Origin of the sequence: Paenibacillus spiritus (assembly GCF_008710135.1) — a bacterium.
Taxonomy (GTDB): Bacteria; Bacillota; Bacilli; order Paenibacillales; family Paenibacillaceae; genus Paenibacillus_AQ; species Paenibacillus_AQ glufosinatiresistens.
Window position 1 is genome coordinate 228,539 of sequence record NZ_VYKK01000008.1, and the last position, 18,040, is coordinate 246,578.

The window sequence follows — 18,040 nt, forward strand, 5'->3', positions numbered from 1 at the left end:
AAGCATCAAGACTACTCCGAATAAGGCGGGATTGCCATGACTCAATTTCAACACATGTATCGAAGACTTGTGATTAAGCAGGAACTTAGCACCTATCTGCTGCCGGTTCCGGTTCTCCTCTATTTCATTCTGGTTCATATGGAGATCGGCCAGAAGCATTGGGGATATATCCTGATTGCCGCTACCGCAGCCGTTCTTGTCACGCTTGCTGCGGGCCTTGCCGTCAAGTCCTACTACATGCGGCCGATTCTGTCGGCAGTTCGTTTGATTGAACGCGGGGAGCGGGACGAAGACCTGTTTCGCACCGCCAAAATCAATGCCGCCCGGCTGCCAGTGGCGGAAGCAATGACCATCCTGCTGCGCTGGTTAGTCCTAGCCGGCAGCCTTATGAATGTGCCCGCTCTGACGCTGGGCTACGCCACCGGGCAGGAGTTCGCAGTGATGATGGCCTTCTTCGCCCTGACCGGCCTGGTCTCCATGCCGCTCTATTATTTTCTCACGGGGAAAGAAGTGTCGCGCTTTCTGGGACTGCCCGAGATCCGCGCCACCGAAGCCGTTCTTCCCTACCAATCCATCGGCATCGTGCATCGCATCGGACTGACGCTGCTGCTCTCCGTGATCTACCCGGTCGGCATGCTGCTCATTCTCATCTGGCTGGGCGCGTCCGGCTATCTCGCTCTGGAATCGGCGGTACCCGGCATTGCGCTGCTGCTCGTCATCTCCCTGGTCATGTCGGGCATCGCGACCGTGCTGCTTACCGGCCAGATCCGGCTGGCCTTCCGCAAGATTACGGACTGCTCGGAGCAGGTGCTGGTCAACGATTTCACCGGACGGATCGATCTGGTCCAGGACGGGGAGATCGGCCGGGTGATCGACGGCTTCAACGTGCTGATGGAGCACTTCCGGTCCATGCTGTCGACGCTGAAGCGGACGGTTGCCACACTGCATGACTCTACCTTCAGCGTCTCGGCCGTTGCCGAACAGACGAGCGCCACGACCCAGGAATTGTCGGCCAGCTCCGAGCAGATGCAAGGCAACGCCTGTACAGTGGCCGAGCGGATTCAGGAGATCGTCGCGCAGAGCGGGCATATCTCGGATATCGCCGGTCAGGTCAGCGCCTTCTCGGGAGACATTCGCGAACGTTCCGGTCTCGTAGCCGACTCTGTGGGCAGAGGCACCGAAGCGGCGCATGCGATGTCGGAGGCTATCGAAGAAGCCGTGAATCAGTCCCACGATACCCGGGAGACGGTCAGCATCCTGTATGAGAAGACCCGGAGTATTCAGGAGATCGTGGCGGTTATCGCCGACATTGCCGAACAGACGAATCTGCTCGCGCTCAATTCCGCCATCGAAGCCGCCCGGGCCGGAGAGGCCGGCCGCGGCTTCGCCGTAGTGGCCGGCGAAGTCCGCAAGCTGGCCGAGAAGAGCAATGAGCAGACCCGCCGCATCGCGGGCGAGCTTCAGGATATTTACCGCCAGACGGACCGGGCCATGCTCGGTTCCAGCGCCGTCTTCGAGCAGATGACCGGCGTACAGGCCGAAGCTTCTACCATCCTGGAGCAGTTCGACCAATTGTCCAGGGATGCGGCCGAATTCGGCACCATGTCCGGGCAGATGTATGAAGATGCCGCCCGGCAGAAAGTCGCGGGCGGAGAAATGAATCAGTCCATGCAGATCGCCGGCGGTCTGATTCAGGAAATCTCCGGCCAGATCAGCGAAGCCGCCGCGGCAATCGGCGAACAAGCCCAGGCGGCTCAAGGCATTGCCGACGAGATGGAGGAGTTAAGCACGCTCGTCGATGAACTCGAGACCTATGTGGGACAATTCAAGATCAGCTAGGGACGCCTTCTGCTCCAGCGCCAACAAGCCAACCGGATTTCCGGTTGGCTTGTTGCCTGACTCCCCTGCCGGGAGCTGTTCAGAGTTTTTGACGGTAGATCGCCTTGTTCTCCAGACCCCGGATGAACGGCGTCCACTCCTCGGCGTCGGGTGTCGTATCCAGCGCATCTTCCACCATCTGCAGCTTCGCATCCATAGCGTCAATATGATGAAGCGCGACCGCCTCGGCGGTCTGCGGCTGAACGGGGCTGCCCCACTCGCCGAGGTTGTGGTGGGAGAGCACCAGATGCTGGAGAGCGACCACCTTCGGCGATTCAGGCGCAATATCCAGCCGGATGGCTGCCTCCGTAATCCAGTTCGACGCCATCGAGATATGGCCGATCAGCTTGCCGGTCACGCTGTAATCGAAGACGATGCCTAGCTCGGCCGTCATCTCCTCCGTCTTGGCGATGTCATGCAGAATAATGCCCGCTTTCAGCAGATCGGGATTCAGGAACGGTCGCTGCCGGCACAGGAAGTCGCCGATCTCCAGCATCCGGGTCATGTGATACGCCAGGCCTGCGTAGTAATTGTGGTGATGGCTCTTCGCGGCGGGATAGTGCATCAGCTTATCCTCCACCTTCCGGATGCAGAATTCAACGATGCTCCGCAGCTGCGGATCGGCGATGCCTGCCGCCGCCTGCCGGATCGCATGGACCAGGTCAACCGGACGGACAGGAGCCGCACGGATGAAATCCGTCAGCGACACCCCGTCCTCCTCGTTGGCCAGCCGCATTTTCATAATCTTCACCTGCAGCCGGTCGCGGTACGTATGAGCCAGTCCCTGTACCTTGACCAGTCCCATCGGGAAGAACGTCTCCTTGTCGGTCTTGCTGACATCCCAGAACTTCGCATTGAGCTGGCCGCTGGAATCGCTGAGCGTAATATCGAAATAATCCTTGGGGGGATTGCCGTTCGTCTGTTTGACCGTCAGTTCACGGATCAGATAAAAGCCGATGAATTCATCCTGCGCGGTCAGTTGATTAATCAAAGTCATGTAGAAGTCCTCCTGAATATTCACCAAAGTCTCTTCTTACAATTAGACACCGCCGGCTCCGTTCCTGTCCAGGACCCAAAAAAAGAAGTCCCTTCTCCGATGGAGAGGGACTTCTTCGGATTAGCGCATCCCGTAACGGGATCGGCTTGATTACTGAACGGCTGTTGCCAGCGCAGACTTGATCGCTTCAACGGCCTTGGCGGAGATTGCCTTCTGCGCGTCGTTCGCGCCAAAGGCTGCCGGACGGTATCCGTACTTATGCAGACTGTCGTTGGTCGGCGTTTCGATCTCGTACTTCACCGCCAGTTCATCGGCAGTCAGCTTATCGTTCGTCTTGACGTTGCCGGCTGCATCCAGATAGTAGACCGTCATTTTGACCGGAATATGGTACTTGGTTTCGACCATCACGTTAACGGACTTGTCGGCGCTCACGCCGATGAAGATTCCGTTGAAGTAAGCCGCTTTCTCCGATTCGACAATTTCGGCTTGGCCGTAAGCGCGGGCAACCGCAAGCTTCAGGGCATTGCTGCTGCTTGTAGCGCCGGATACGGCGTCTACCTGCTGGGCCGCTTCGCGCGTACCTGCGGTCAGCAGCTCGGATTTCAGAATCGGCAGCGCTTTGATGACTTCCTTGTAAGCCTTGTCTCCCTTGTCAACAAGGTCCATGCCGACGCGGTACAGGTTCAGGTTGACGATTACGCCGTTGCGGAGCGTTACGTCGGCCCGGTTAGTTCCCTTGTCGTAGGCGTCGCCGTAAGCGGTGAACGTGCCGTCCTTATAGGCGCCCTGCACCTTGGAGGCATTGGCCAGAGCGTCGGCCAGAGCCGCGCGGGCCGCCTTGGACAGCTCTTCCTGGCCGGCGATGTCGGCCATGTTCACGCCCTTGTCCAGCAGACCCTTCGTCAGCTGGGCAACCAGCGTCTTCTGCTCTTCCGTCATTTTGTCGGCGGCAACCAGCTTGCCGTCTGCCCCAAACAGGCTGAGCGTAATGCCTGTAACTTGGTCGGAAGCGGTATCCACCAGCAGCAGCAGCTTGGACTGATTGTCTACACCGGCGAATTTGCCGTCAAAATACTTGCCCTTCGCAGGAACCTTCAGGGCTTTCTCGAATGCGCGCTCGACCGACTGATTCCAGCCGTGGCTGCTCTCGGTGGCGCCGGAAATTCCGTCTACCTTCTCATCGTAGTTCGCAATAAAGGAACCGTTCGCCAGCAGCTTGGCGGTCATCGGCGCGTTTGCTTCAACCACTTTGGCATACGCGGTGTTGCCGCGGTCCAGCAGGTTCGCTCCCAGTCTGTACAGCTTCACGTCGACCAGTTTGCCGTTGCGGATTACGATGTCGGCTCTTTCAACGCCTACGCTTCTGGCCGTGCCGTAAGCGGAGTAGAAGCCGTCGATATATTTGGACGTATTGTTGATAAGAGCGTTCTGCTCGGCATCCCACATCGCATTGGCAGCCGCCTTGAAGTCGGCTTCATAACCGGCCGGAGCGGTTCCGGCGGTTCCCTTCGCCAGCAGCACCGGAGCGATGGCAGCTACAGCGGCCGCTTGTTCCGGCGTGAAAGCCTTCTCGTCGACGATATCGCCGGTTGCGGTCATCGGGAATACTTTGACTGCTGTCAGCTTCTTCGCGTCGTAGGTTGCGAATACGGCGTATTTGCCTTCAGGGTCAACGCCCATATGCTCGCCTGCAAAATACTTCTCGCCCGCCGGCTTAACGGCAAGGGCGCGTTCGAAGGCGCGGTCCACGGACAGCTTCCAGCCCGTGCTGGTGCGTGTGGCGCCCGATACAGCGTCCACCTTCGCGGCGCTTTCGCGCGTCTGGCCCATCAGACGGCTCTTCATCAGCCCGTAAGCCTGCCACACGCCGCTGTAGTTCTCGCTGGCGTTGCGGTCAATGATCTTCGGGCTGGTGCGCATCAGTTCGATATCGGCGATCTTGCCGTTCTTGATCGTAACCTTGGCGCCTTCCGTGCCCTTGGAGTAGGCATCGCCGTAGGCGACGTATACACCGTCATTATAGACATTCTTCACAGCCGGTTTGGCGGTGGCTTTCACTACCGGTTTAGCCGTCGCTTTTGGCGTGGCGGCCGGTTTGGCCGTAGCTTTCACAGCTGGCTTAGCGGTGGCTTTCACTGCCGGTTTGGCGGTAGCTTTCACTGCCGGTTTAGCCGTCGCTTTTGGCGTGGCGGCCGGTTTCTTCGTTGCTTTTGGCGTAGCGGCCGGTTTCTTCGTTGCTTTTGGAGTAGCAGCCGGTTTCTTCGTTGCCTTTGGCGTTGCGGCCGGCTTCTTCGTTGCCTTCGGCGTAGCAGCCGGTTTGGCCGTAGCGGCCGGAGCTTCTTCGGAGGCCGCGGATACGGCGTCCACTTTCAGATTCAGAGCCGGAGCATTCATTGTGAAGGCCAGCGGCGACAAGAGCAGCGCGGCGCTTACAGTAAGCGAAATTAATTTTTTCAATCGAAATTCTCCTTTGCCTATCACCTGTAGTAACTTACCTGATCTTGCAGAGTGAAAAAGGCTCTCCCCGTGCCTCTTTCCGGCCCCTTATCCCCCCTACTTCCGATTAAACGGCTGCCGCCGCAAGTTTCCGATCTTCCTATCCGGGCGTCAACACGGAAATGGGTGAAAAGACTCACATCATCATCCCGATAAGGTGAATGTTTTCACATAGCAAGATGTGCATAAGTATGTATTTCTGGCTTGATGATACCAAACCATTCCAATCCTCTACTGTGAATTCTATCACACCCTATATAATATAAATCACTAATTCCTTGTTTGTGGGATTAACCGTAAATACCTGTAAGCCCGAGGCGCTCTTTCCTTCGTGTGACCGGAATAGCTGCGCGGGGGACTTCGGCCGTGATAGGGTACGGACCATAAACCTGAGAGGAGAATGTCCTATCCCTTCCACCCTTACGTCCGCTCCGGTCGGCATCGTCCTCGCCCAGATCGGTACCCCGGCGGCTCCCGACGCGGCGTCGGTGCGAGCCTATCTGCGGCGCTTCCTGTCCGACCGGCGGATCATTGATTATTCGCCGCTATTGTGGCAGCCGCTTCTGCGCGGCATTATTCTCCGGACCCGGCCGCGCCGCTCCGCCCGCCTGTACCGCTCCATCTGGACGGAAGCGGGCTCTCCCCTGCTGATTCACTCCGAAGCCCAGCGCAGCGGCCTGCAGCAGCGGCTCGGACCCGGCTACCGGGTAGTGCTCGGCCTTGCATACAGCAGCCCGGGAATGGAGGAAGCCATGGCGAAGCTGGAGGAGGCCGGTGTCCGGCGGATTCTGGTGATGCCGCTTTTTCCGCAGTATTCTTCTACTACAACGGCTTCGGTGTATGACGCCGCCTGCTTCGCAGCGCTCGGCCGAAGCGGCCGCCGCAGCCCGGCGGCCAAACGCTTCATTCCCGCTCTCCGGCTGGCTGAAGCCTACCCTTCGGACCCCGGCTATCTCGCGGCTATGGAAGCTTCTCTGGAGCGGACGATCGCTTCCCTGAAGGAAGAGCCCGACTTCTACCTGCTGACCTTCCACGGCATCCCGAAGCGGTATGCCGAATCGGGCGATCCGTATCCCGGGCAGTGCGAGCTGACTTCGCGCCTGCTGGCCGGGCGCATGGGCTGGGAACCCGGACGCTGGCAGCTCAGCTATCAGTCCCGCTTCGGGCCGGAGACCTGGCTTGGCCCCTCCACCGCAGAGACGCTCGCCGGGCTTCCGAAGCGCGGCTTCCGCCGCCCGCTCGTCTTCTCGCCCGGTCTGGTGACGGATTGTCTGGAGACGCTGCATGAGCTTGCGGCGGAAGGAGCGGAGCAATTTGCCTCCGGGGGCGGCGATCCGCAGGCCCTGACGGTAGCTCCGTGTCTGAACGACTGTCCCGAATGGCTGGACAGTCTCGCCGACCGGATCCGCAGCGAGACGCTCGGCTGGATCGAAGACCGCGTCCCTTGTGAAGGCGTTGCCGGGGGAGCCGGACTTGAGGATGCCGGCTCCGGCAGAGACCGGCAGAAACTTGAGGCCGGAAGTCCGGGTGAAGCTGCGGGCCGGCCCCGAGAATCCGGGGGCGGCGGTTAAGCCGGCAGCGGCGGCCGGCTCCTGTACGAGCAAAAGGACGGAAGCCCGTGAGCTTCCGTCCTTTTGACATGGGCGGTATTCATATGAAGAAAGAAGATCGTCTTACGCGATCAGCTGCTTGTATTTCTGCGTCAATTCCTCGAACCACTGCTTGTCCTGCATAGTCAGCGCAAGGTCGATCAATTCGGCAATCTCAACCGCGCCGAGTTCAGCCGTATCATTGAACGAAATGTCGGCTCTGGCCGTTGCTTCGCCCTGCACGCCTCCGGCAAAATCATAACAGAACTCTACCGAAATATCGCTCTCCATGAATTCGCTGCGCAGGAAATACAGAACCTCGCACAGCAGAACCGGCCGGACCTGATTCTCGAACACGCACTCCATTACCTTGGCCCAGTAGTGCTGGTTGTTGAGATGCAGCTTGTCACCCGTCAAGAGATATTTTTCACCCTGAAAATCGTTGACGAACCGGAGCTCGAGCGGCTGCATTTTGAATATGGCGGCAATCTGCTTCTTGGCAATGTTGACTATATCCTGCGTCTCCAATCGGATCATCTCTGTGGCACCCCATCTCTTGAATTCACCTGTGGAATTCATACAATTTAAACTAAGTTATATAATCTATCGTCGGTTTTGCGCCGTTTCTTAATAGTATTCCGGTTTTTTTCACAAAAACCCGGTTCATCTCCCCGTTATGCGTTTAATAATATAGTTTGTCCCGGCGAACCGGTCTGTTATACGTTATTGTACGCAAAAAAGCCTTCGGACGGAAGAGGTTCTTCCGGCCCGAAGGCTTATTCATACTATCACACCGCGGCAGCCCTTCTTGGGCAGCGGCGGGGCTTGGCTATACCGCCTCCGCGGCGGCCGCATCCTCCGCTTCACAGAAGAGCGGAACGAGCCGAATGCCGTCCTCCGGCGTGATCCGCACCAGCCCCTTGTCAGAGATGCGCAGAGCCGGAATAACGGAGAGCGCCAGCAGCGACAAGGTCATGAACGCATAGTTCAGCCCGCAGCCGGCTTCAGCCAGCGCCCGGCTGATTGCGGCCGACTGCGCCGCCGCCGTCTCGAACGGCTCTGCCGACAGAAGACCGGCGATGGCCAGCGGGAACAGCGTCCGGCCGCGGCGGGTGATTACCGCCACGCCGCCGTTCGCGTCGGCGACTGCATTCGCCGCCTCGGCCATCAGCTCGTCGTCATTGCCGATGACGAGCAGGTTGTGGCAGTCATGCGCCACCGTCATGGCGATGGCGGCCGGCTCCCGGAAGCCGATGCCGTCGACGAGTCCGACCGCCTTGCCTCCGGTTGCCTTGTGGCGCTCCAGCACGGCGATTTTGCAGAGTTCCTCCGTCAGACGGAGTCTGCCGCCTTCCGCCTGCAGCTCCCGCATCCGCTCCTCGGTCTCCACATGGTTCTCAATAACGCCGATCACACGGGCCTTCACGGTTCCGTACTCCAGCGGCGTTCGGATGATGAAGTCCTCCGCCTGCGGACGCTCCTTCAGATGAACAGAAGACAGCACTTCTTCCGGATAACGGAAGGGCGGCAGCTCCGCCGTCATGACTCCGTTCTCGGCGACTACCGCGCCCGAAGCTATTGTCATGACCACATTGACATCGGCCAAGGCGCCCTCCAGCAGAATGATGTCGGCGCACGCTCCCGGCACGATGGCTCCGATGTCGCGGGCGACGCCGAACCGTTCGGCCGTATTGATCGTGGCCATCTGGAACGCAGTGACCGGCTTGACGCCCTGGGCGATCGCATGCCGCAGCACGAAGTCCATGTGGCCTTCGTCGCGCAGCGATTCCGAGCTGCGGTCGTCGGTGACAAGCATCATCCGGCGCGGGTCCAAGCCCCGCTCGGTATGCGCCTTGATCGTCTCGGCGACATCGTGCCAAGCCGAGCCGCGGCGCATCTTCGCGTACATGCCGAGCCGGACGCGCTCGATCACGTCGTCGGCGGTGACGCATTCATGATCGCCGGTGACGCCGGCGGCGGCATAGACCGGCAGCCGCCAATCCCCCGACGGCCAGGTGAAATGGCCGTCCACCTGGCGTCCGGCGCGGAGAGTGGCCTGGATCTCTCCGAGCATTTTGGCGTCTCCGTATACGACACCGGGAAAGTTCATCACTTCGCCCAGCGCGATAACGTCCGCTCCCCAGGTGAAGGCTTCCGCCACTTCTTTCGGACCGATCTCCGAGCCTGTAGTCTCAATCGCAGCCCCTGCGGCGGGCACGCAGGAAGCGACCTGCATATACCCGGCCAGCGGCGTCGCCCGCAGTTCATCCAGCATCAGCCGGATTCCCTTCAAGCCGAAGACGTTCGCGATTTCATGGGCGTCGAAGAAGCCACCCGTCGTTCCCAGCGGCAGCACCGCCCGGGCAAATTCGGTTGCGGTCAGCTGGGTGCTCTCGATATGGCAGTGCCCGTCAAGCAGACCCGGAGCCATATACCGGCCTCCGGCATCGATGACCCGGGTATCCTCCCCGATCATATGGGAGACATCCTTTCCGACATAAGCGATCCGGCCCTCCCGGATGCCGACGGACATGTTCTCCAGAATCTCGCCCGAGACGACATTCACCAGTCTCCCGCCGGTAATGACCAGCGTTGCCGGCAGGTCGCCGCGCGACGTCGCCACAAGGTCCGGCACGCAGTCCGCCAGCGGTATTCGCGGATATCCCATGATTGTCCCCCTCCCCTTCCTTACCGAAGCACGAGCTTCTTGTGCAAATTGAAATGATTATCTTACACCCGCTCGTATACGTCAAGGGCGGCCTGAACGGCCGCTCCCGGCGAAGCCGCGAATCCCTGGCGAAGCAGCGCCGCCTCCAGCGCGCCCAGCACGCGCAGCACATTGTTCTCCCGGCAGCTGTAGCCCATCGTGCCAATCCGCCAGATTCGGCCCTTGAGCGGGCCGAAGGAGCTGGCGATTTCGACGCCGAACCGGTCCAGCAGCATCGAACGGACGGCCTCCCCGTCGACGCCTTCGGGAATTTCGGCGCAGGCGACAACCGGCAGCTTGCAGGCCGGATCGCCGTACAGACGCAGTCCCATGGCCTCCAGCCCTTCCGCCAGCGCCCGCTCATGCAGCCGGTGCCGGGCATAGCGGGCTTCCAGCCCTTCTTCCAGCGCGAGCCGGAGCCCTTCGCGGAGGCCGTACAGCATCGACGTCATTTCCGTATGATGATTGAGCCGCTTCTCGCTCCAGTAATCCTGGAGCATACCGAGATCGAAGTAATTGCTGCGCACATACACAATATCTTCGCCGAAGGCGTCGTCGTCGCTGCGAATGCCGCGTTCGACCCGCTTGCGGGCCAGAATCCGGGCCTCCGCCCGCTCGTTGTACGTCAGCGGCGACATGCCCGAAGGGACGGACAGGCATTTCTGGGTTCCGCCGATCACCACGTCAAGTTTCCATTCATCCGTCTTCACCGGCACGCCGCCGATCGTCGCCACCGCATCGACGACCAGCAGCGCGTCCAGCTCCCGGCACACCTCCCCGATGCCTTCCAGCGGCTGCATCCGGCCGGTCGAGGTCTCGCCGTGGACCATGGCGACAAGCTGCGGACGCACACGCCGGATCTCCGCAATAATCTCCTCGGGATCGAAGACGGTTCCCCACGGCCTATGCATGACGGATACCTCGGCGCCGCAGCGCTCGGCAATCTCATGCAGCAGATGGCCGAACCGGCCATAGATCGGCACCAGCACCCGGTCTCCGGGCCGGATCAGGCTGATCATGGCCGCTTCCAGGCCCGACCGCGAAGTGCCGTCCACCGGATAAGCCCAGCGGTTGCCGGTCGCGAACAACTCCCGGAGCATGCCCATCGTCTCATTCATAATGCCCGTGAACTCGGGGTCGAACTGCCCCAGCACCGGCATCGACAGCGCCCGAAGCACCCGCGGGTCCACTTCCACCGGCCCCGGCGTCATAATGCACCGCTGGGACGGCGCCAAATCCTCATACCGCCTCATCCTGATCTCCCCCCGTCCGCCGGGCGGAGCCGGATTCACCGGGCCGCCTGCGGTCCTTCTGTTCTGTGTGCTGATGTTCTGTACCCTTCTGTTCTGTGTGATGCTGTTCTGTACTCTGCTGTTTTGTGTCCTTGTTCCTTATCCTTGTGTTCTGTATGCTTCTCTTTCAGTACGTGCTGTTCAGTACCCTCGTTGTCCGGCACCCTGCTGTTCTGTACCCTCGTTGTCCGGCACCCTGCTGCTTAGTATCCCTGTGTTCTGTACTTCTGTTCTGTATTCTTCTGTTCATTATCCTGCCGTTCTGCTGCCTTGCTGTTCTGTATCTGCTGCCCTGCGGCTTAGCAATAAGCCAGTTCGTACAAAAGCCCGATCAGCACATCCAGCCCAGCCGCCAGCTCCTCCGGCGGCGTATGCTCCAGCGGAGAGTGACTGATGCCGTCCCGGCTCGGCACAAAAATCATGGCCGCCCGGCAGCGGGGCGCCAGCAGCTGGGCGTCATGCCCGGCTCCGCTGACCATCCTTCGGCTCGGGCGGCCCTGTCTCCCGCAGACGGCCTCGATGGAGGCGCACAGCGGCGCGTCCATCGGCGCAGGCTGCGCCCGGAGCCGGGGAATCAGCTCCAGCCCAAGGCCCCGCCGGGCGGCGATCTGGCCGAAGTCTGCGGCCACCGCGGCGCAGAAGCGCTCCAGTTCCGCCTCATCGCTGTGGCGGATATCCAGACTGAAAGACACTTCGCCGGGAATGACATTGGAGGTGTTCGGCTTCACGTCCAGCCGGCCCGCTGTGGCAACCAGCGGATCTCCGGCTTCCAGCGCGCAGTGTTCCAGATGCGCCAGCATCTCCGCCGCACCGGCGAGGCCATCCCGCCGCAATCCCATCGGCGTCGTTCCGGCATGGTTGGCGCTGCCGGTCAGCCGGACCTCATAGCGGCGCTGTCCGGCAATCGCCGTGACGATTCCGATCTCCGTCCCGGTCCGCTCCAGCGTAATTCCCTGTTCAATATGCAGTTCGATATAAGCTGCGATATCGGACCGCTTCAGGCTTCCCGGCGAATAGCCGCCGAAGCCGCAGTCTTCCATGGCATGCTTCAGGGCAATGCCGGAGGCGTCGGAGACAGCAGCGGCCTCCGGACCGGCGTAGCGCCCCGCGACATGCCCCGATCCCCAGAAGGTCAGCGGAAAACGGCTGCCTTCCTCTTCGGCAAAAGACACGGCCTCCAGCGTCCGTCTCGGCGGCCCGTATGTCCGGCGCAGATGCGCCAGCGCCGCGATGCCGGAGGCAACGCCGTAAGCGCCGTCGTACCGCCCGCCGGAGACGACCGTGTCGATATGCGACCCGGTCAGAATAACGCGCCCGTCCTCTTCCGTCCCCGGAAGCCGACCGAAGACGTTGCCGACTCCGTCCGCATAGGCCGACAAGCCGAGCGTCTCCATCCGCTCCTTCAGGAACGACTGGGCCCGGCTCCATTCCGGCGTGTACAGCAGCCGGGTGATTCCTTCGCCCGGGGCGCTGAACGCGGCCAGCTCCTCCAGCAGCTCCAGCATCTCTTCGGCGGCCCGGGCGTGCCGCGAAGCTTCGGTCCCCGGCCCGCTCATACGCGCAGCCCCCGTCCCGCACGGACCCGTCTGCCGCCGCCGGGGCGAAGCAATCCGTCCGCCGCCGTGTAGACCGGCTGTCCCCGCAGCAGAGTGGCGGTTACCCGGCAGGACAGCTCCATGCCTACATACGGGCTGATCTTGTGCCGGTACAGCAGATGCTCCGGCTGCAGCGTGTAGGAAGCCCCCGGGTCGAGAATCGCCAGATCGGCCTCGAGGCCTACGGCGATCCGCCCCTTGCGGTCCGACAGCCCGAATCGGCGGGCCGGCCCTTCGGCCAGCAGACTGGCGATCAGCGCCGCCGGCAGCTTCCGGCGGTTCACGCCTTCGTGGAACATAAGCTCCAGGCTGCTCTGCGCGCCGGAAATGCCGCCCCAGGCTTCGAAGAAACCGAGGGACGGGTCCAGCTTCATTTCCGGCGGACAGGGCGAATGATCGGAGGCGATGAAGTCGATCAGCCCGTCTTTCAGCGCCTGCCAGAGCTTCTCCTGCTCCTCCCCGCTTCGCAGCGGCGGCGCGCATTTGGCGAGAGGACCGAGACGCAGCAGATCCTGTTCGCTCAGAATCAGGTAATGCGGGCAGGTCTCGGCCGTCACATCCACCCCGCGGCGCTTGGCCTCCCCGATCAGCTCCAGCGCCGCCGCCGTGCTGATATGGACAAAATGCAGGCGGCACCCCGTCCGCTCGCTGTAGAGCAGCGCCCGGGCGACCGCCTCCAGTTCCGCTTCCGGCGGACGGGAAGCCGCAAAGTCCAGCGGACCGGTCCGCCCTGCCCTTACGGCGGCATCCGAGAGCGTCTTCGTCAAGGCTTCGCTCTCGGCATGGAGAGCGAGAAGGCCGCCGAACGAGGCGATCGTCTCCATCCCCCGGTAGAGCGTATCGTCGTCCACCTCGCGGAACCGGCCTTCGCCTTCTCCGCCGGGATTGGAGATGAACGCCTTGAATCCCGCGACCCCCGCTTCGGCCAGACGTTCCAGCTCCTCCAGATTGCCGGGAACAAGGCCGCCCCAGAGCATATAATCGACGGCGGAGTTCCCCTCCGCCAATCTGTTCTTCAACCGGAGCGCCTCCAGGTTCACCGTGGGCGGATTGCCGTTCAGCGGCATATCGGCATAGGTCGTGCAGCCGCCAGCCGCCAGCGCGGCCGAGCCGGAGCTGAAGCCTTCCCAATGGCCGAAGGACGGTTCATTGAAATGCACATGGGCGTCGATGACGCCGGGGAACACATACTGCCCCTCCGCATCCAGCCGGTTCTCCGCTTCCTGCGGGTCCAGCGTCTCTTCCAGCGCGGCGATGATGCCGTCCTTGGTGCCGATGTCCAGACGGCGCACACCGCCCGGAAGGACGGCCAGACCGCCCGTAATGACCCAGTCGAATCTCTTCTTCATCCTGACGCCCTCCTTCGGTTCGGGTAGAAAGCCCTCTTCCCCTTCATTCGCATGCGCCCTTCACTCCGGCGTCAGCTCCCCCGGTACGTGCTGTATCCGCCGGGGGCGAGCAGCAGCGGAACATGGTAATGCGCATCCGGTTCGGCAACCCGGAAGCGAATCGGAATTTCTTCCAGAAACGCTTCTGACTCCGTTCCGGCGATCCTTCTCCAGTAATCCCCGGCCCGGAACAGCAGCTCATAGCTTCCGCCCGCCAGTTCTCCACCTTCGAGCAGCGGCTTCTCCAGTCTTCCGTCCGCATTCGTGACGGCTGTCTTCAGCAGCCTCCAGCCGCCGTCCTCTTCCCGAAGCCTAAGCTCCACTACAAGACCGGGCGCGGGAGTTCCCCGGGACAGGTCCAGCACATGGGTGGTCAGCCTGCCGCTTCCGCCCGATTGGCCGGCGGAGAGCGGGGGAGCCGCATTCTCCGCCTGCTCCGTTTCTCCCTCCGTAATCAGATCTCGGAGCCGGAAGCCGGCAATGCGGCCGACTTCCTGCATCGCCCGGGCCAGCTCGGTCTCCCGCTCTCCCGGCAGCCGCTCCCGGAGGGAAGCGAGAATCTCATCAGCCGTCCGGCCGCGCACCGCCAGGATGAACGGGAATCCGAACTTCTCCGTATACCTCCGGTTCAACCCGCTCATCTCGGCGAACTGCTCGGGGGCCAGACGGTCCAGACCGGCCCCCCGCTGCTCCGCCGCCGACAGCGGCGTCACCTGCATGCGTGTCGCCAGATCGGGATGGCTTCGCAGCAGCGCGAGCGACCGCTCCTCTCCGGCACTTCGGACCGCTTGTTCCATCGCCTCATGCAGGTCCTCCACATCGGCAAAAGGACGTTCCGGCCACGCTGCCTCCGCTACCCACGGCGAATGCTCATAGATGCCGCCGAGCGCCGAGACAAACGCCTCCCGGTCCATCTTATTGACCGCATCCAGCATCAGCGTCTGTGCCTTCATGACTCCCCCGCCCCTCTTAGGGCGGCCCGGCTGACCGCCCGCCAGATGCCTCCGTACCCGGTGCACCGGCAGAGATTGCCGGACAGCGCTTCTTCCACTTCCTCCCGCGTGGGCCGGGGATTGTTCTCCAGCAGGGCCACCGTCGACAGCACCATGCCCGGCGTGCAGTATCCGCACTGGAACCCGCCTTCTTCCAGAAAAGCTTCCTGCACCGGGTGCAGGCTCCCCGCTCCCTCGGGGCCCTTCTCGCTCAATCCTTCAATGGTAACGATGCTCGAGCCCTCGCACTGGTACGCCATGGTCAGACAGGCATTGATCGGCACTCCGTCGATCAGCACCATACAGGCTCCGCAGCGGCCCAGCTCGCAGGACCGCTTCGTTCCGGTCAGCCCCAGATCGTCCCGCAGCACCTGAAGCAGGCGGCGGGACGCCGGCACCCGAATCTCTACCGGCTTGCCGTTGACCGTGCAGGCAAGGACATAGGCTTCGCCTTGTTCCGCCTCCTCCTGTCCCGCTAGCACCTGTCCTGCTAATTCCTGTCCTGCTAATTCCTGTCCTGCTAATTCCTGTCCCGCTAACACCTGTCCCGCTAATTCCTGTCCTGTGAATTCCTTCTCAGTTCCGCAAGGCCCTCTCTCGGCAGATCCCTTGGCTTCCGGCACAGCTTCCACAGGGCCCGGCTCGCCCGGCCGAAGAGGGGCGGAAGCCGGCAAGTTCGCTTTATTCTCCATTCGCGCTCACCGCCTTTCTCGATTTAAAGGGCGTATCCTGCAGCAACTCGGGCTCAATCGGCAGCCGGGTCACCCGAATGCCGGTAGCCTGGTGAACCGCAGCGGCTACCGCAGGCGCCAGGTTGACCGAGCCGATCTCGCCGATGCCGCGGGGACCGTACGTGTCGTGCGCGGGAAGGTCCTCTATCGGCTCCACCGTAATGGAACCGCCCATATCTGCGATTCCCGGAATGATGTACGTATCCAGATTCCTGGTCAGATACAAGCCGTCAGACATGAGCGCGTCTTCCGAGAGCGTAAAGCCGACCGCCATGCCGCTGCCGCCTTCAATCTGTCCCAGGTAGCCCTGCGGGTTCACGACCGGACCGGCGGCGATAGCGTGGTACTGGTCGGCAATGCGCACCCGGCCGGTCAGCCGGTTGACCTCGACCCGCACGGCAATGGCGGAATAGGTATACAGAAAATGCGCCCCCACCCGCTCCAGCGGGGTGGTAGGGTAACTGAACGCCGTCTCGCACACCAGCGGCTCCTTTCGGCTGCGGGCCAGCTCCGCGTAAGTGAGCAGCCGCTCTCCGTCCCGGTAGATGCCGCCGGGTCCCAGTTGCAGCGAGCCGATGCCAATTCGTTCTCCGCCGCTCGCGTAGAGGGCGTCCGCCGCCGCTTCAATCAGCCCGGCGGTGAACTCGGGACGCAGCCGGCGCAGCGCCATCCACATCATGCTCGTCGCCCGGGAAGCCGTGCTGGAGCCGCTGTCGGGCACCACATCCGTGTCGCCGATAATAATCCGCAGATCCTCGGCGGCGAACCCGAACTGTTCCACCAGCATTTGTTCCATGGTGGCGATCAGCCCCTGGCCGAACTCCTCGTACCCGAATACCGCTTCAATCATGCCGTCCAGCGCCAGCACAAGTCTCCCTCCGGCCGGATCGGGGATGCCGTAGCCGAGCCCCGCGCCGTGCATGGCGATCGCCGCTCCGGTGCCGCTGACGATCCAGGGCTCCTTCCGGCCAGGTTCCGCCGCCGATTTCTTCTCATCCGGTCCCTTCCCCTCTGCTCCCTTCTTCTCCGATTCCTTCTTCGCTGATTCTTTCTCTGCGGAGCCCTTCTCCGCAGCTTCCTTCATCAGCGGGCAGGCCGCCAGCGCTTCCCACACCTGAACGGCGCCGTCCGTCTGGGCAATAGCCTGACCGAACGGTCCGGGATCGCCGTACTGGCGCAGATTGAGCCGCCGGAACTGCCAGGGGTCGATTCCGGCCAGCTCCGCCAGCCGGTCGATCTGCCCCTCCAGCGCGAAGATCGCCTGGTTGCCGCCGAACCCCCGAAATTCGCCGGAGACGCCGTTGTTCGTATAGACGCAGAAGCCTTCAATTTCCACATGGCCGAACCGGTACGGCCCAACCACATGCTCGGTGGCGAAATTCAGCACTTCCGCGCCGAGCGTCGCATACGCTCCGGTGTCGGAGACGATGCGGACCCGGTGGGCGATCAGCCTTCCTTCCCGGTCGCAGCCGGTCTTCATCGCGATCTTCATCGGATGCCGCTTGAGACCGGCGCGAACCGATTCCGCGCGGGAGTTGTGCACCCGGACCGGCCGCCCGGTCCGAAGGGCCAGCAGCGAGCCGTAAGCCTGCACATTCAGTTCATCCTTGCCGCCGAAAGAACCGCCGATCGGGCTGGAGACCACGCGGATGCGCTCCTCCGGCAGCGCCAGAATGCGGGAGAGCTGGCGGCGGTCCATCAGGCCGTGCTGGGTGGCCGAATAGACGGTCAGCCGCCCGCTGCGTTCAGGGATGAACAGCCCACCCTCGGTCTCCATATAGGTATGCATCTGACGGGGCGTCCAATAAGTCTCCTCGGCCACATAGGCGCATTCCGCAAAAGCGGCATCCGGATCGCCGGACCGATATTCCGTATGGTGGAGCACATTGCCTTCCGGATGCAGCAGCGGCGCATCCGGCGCCATCGCTTCCTCCGGGTCGGTGAGCGGAGACAGCGGCTCGTAGTCGACCTCGATCCGCGCGAGCGCCAGCTCCGCCGCCTCGTCGCTGTCGGCGGCGACGGCGGCGATCGCATCTCCGGTGTACCGGACGAACGTATCGCAGAACACGGGCTGATGCGGCAGGGCAATGCCGAATCCGTTCAGCCCGGGCACATCTTCATGCGTGAGAACGGCATGGACGCCGGGAACCTCCAGCGCCCGTTCCGTCGAGATCTTCCGGATTCGGGCGTAAGCATGGGCGCTGCGCAGAACGCGTCCGACCAGCATGCCTTCCGCGTTCATGTCCGTCAAGTATTTCAGGCTTCCCGTTACCTTCTCCCGGCCGTCGGGCCGTGTGCGCCAGCGCGGTCCGCTGGTCTGCCGGTCAAGTCGCATTGCGCCGCTCCTCTCTTCGCGCCCCGTGATGGCGGCCTGG

Annotated in this window: 12 protein-coding genes; 2 read left to right on the forward strand and 10 right to left on the reverse strand. The window is 62.3% G+C overall.

Annotation, left to right across the window (positions count from 1 at the left end; genetic code table 11):
* Positions 1-36: 36 nt before the first annotated feature.
* Positions 37-1,839, forward strand: coding sequence for a methyl-accepting chemotaxis protein (locus F4V43_RS08465; protein ID WP_150457804.1), 1,803 nt, complete (start codon positions 37-39; stop codon positions 1,837-1,839).
* 79 nt (positions 1,840-1,918) lie between these two features.
* On the opposite strand, the gene F4V43_RS08470 is transcribed toward F4V43_RS08465, so the two are convergent.
* Positions 1,919-2,875 carry a 3'-5' exoribonuclease YhaM family protein gene (locus tag F4V43_RS08470; RefSeq protein ID WP_150457805.1) on the reverse strand — a complete coding sequence of 319 codons (957 nt, stop codon included), beginning with the start codon at positions 2,873-2,875 and terminating at the stop codon, positions 1,919-1,921.
* Positions 2,876-3,025: 150 nt separating this feature from the next.
* Positions 3,026-5,332, reverse strand: a complete 2,307-nt coding sequence (locus F4V43_RS08475; RefSeq protein ID WP_150457806.1) for an FMN-binding protein — start codon at positions 5,330-5,332, stop codon at positions 3,026-3,028.
* A gap of 323 nt (positions 5,333-5,655) precedes the next feature.
* Between F4V43_RS08475 and hemH the strand changes: the two genes are divergently transcribed.
* The gene (gene hemH, locus F4V43_RS08480) at positions 5,656-6,942 is read left to right on the forward strand and encodes a ferrochelatase (RefSeq protein WP_223879826.1); all 1,287 of its coding nucleotides are present in this window, start codon (positions 5,656-5,658) and stop codon (positions 6,940-6,942) included.
* A 102-nt stretch (positions 6,943-7,044) separates the two neighbouring features.
* Here the strand turns inward: hemH and F4V43_RS08485 are convergent, their stop codons facing one another.
* The 8 genes from F4V43_RS08485 to pucD all read right to left on the reverse strand — a co-directional run bounded on the left by F4V43_RS08485 (position 7,045) and on the right by pucD (position 18,000).
* Complete coding sequence (locus tag F4V43_RS08485) at positions 7,045-7,497, reverse strand: IDEAL domain-containing protein (RefSeq protein WP_150457808.1); 453 nt, start codon at positions 7,495-7,497, stop codon at positions 7,045-7,047.
* Positions 7,498-7,789: 292 nt separating this feature from the next.
* Complete coding sequence (locus F4V43_RS08490; RefSeq protein ID WP_150457809.1) at positions 7,790-9,628, reverse strand: adenine deaminase; 1,839 nt, start codon at positions 9,626-9,628, stop codon at positions 7,790-7,792.
* A 62-nt stretch (positions 9,629-9,690) separates the two neighbouring features.
* Positions 9,691-10,920: a pyridoxal-phosphate-dependent aminotransferase family protein gene (locus F4V43_RS08495; protein ID WP_150457810.1), complete on the reverse strand. Its 1,230-nt coding sequence runs from the start codon at positions 10,918-10,920 to the stop codon at positions 9,691-9,693.
* 338 nt (positions 10,921-11,258) lie between these two features.
* Positions 11,259-12,515 carry a Zn-dependent hydrolase gene (locus tag F4V43_RS08500; RefSeq protein ID WP_150457811.1) on the reverse strand — a complete coding sequence of 419 codons (1,257 nt, stop codon included), beginning with the start codon at positions 12,513-12,515 and terminating at the stop codon, positions 11,259-11,261.
* The gene (gene allB / locus F4V43_RS08505; RefSeq protein WP_150457812.1) at positions 12,512-13,903 is read right to left on the reverse strand and encodes an allantoinase AllB; all 1,392 of its coding nucleotides are present in this window, start codon (positions 13,901-13,903) and stop codon (positions 12,512-12,514) included. The genes F4V43_RS08500 and allB overlap by 4 nt, the downstream gene beginning before the upstream one ends.
* Before the next feature lie 71 nt (positions 13,904-13,974).
* Entirely contained in the window at positions 13,975-14,895 is a 921-nt protein-coding gene (gene uraD / locus F4V43_RS20085) for a 2-oxo-4-hydroxy-4-carboxy-5-ureidoimidazoline decarboxylase (RefSeq protein ID WP_150457813.1), read from the reverse strand.
* Positions 14,892-15,416, reverse strand: a complete 525-nt coding sequence (locus F4V43_RS08515; protein ID WP_223879823.1) for a (2Fe-2S)-binding protein — start codon at positions 15,414-15,416, stop codon at positions 14,892-14,894. Before F4V43_RS08515 ends, uraD begins: the two co-directional genes overlap by 4 nt.
* A gap of 199 nt (positions 15,417-15,615) precedes the next feature.
* A complete protein-coding gene (pucD, locus tag F4V43_RS08520) occupies positions 15,616-18,000 on the reverse strand; it encodes a xanthine dehydrogenase subunit D (protein WP_150457815.1) in 2,385 nt (794 codons plus the stop codon).
* Between the last annotated feature and the right edge of the window lie 40 nt (positions 18,001-18,040).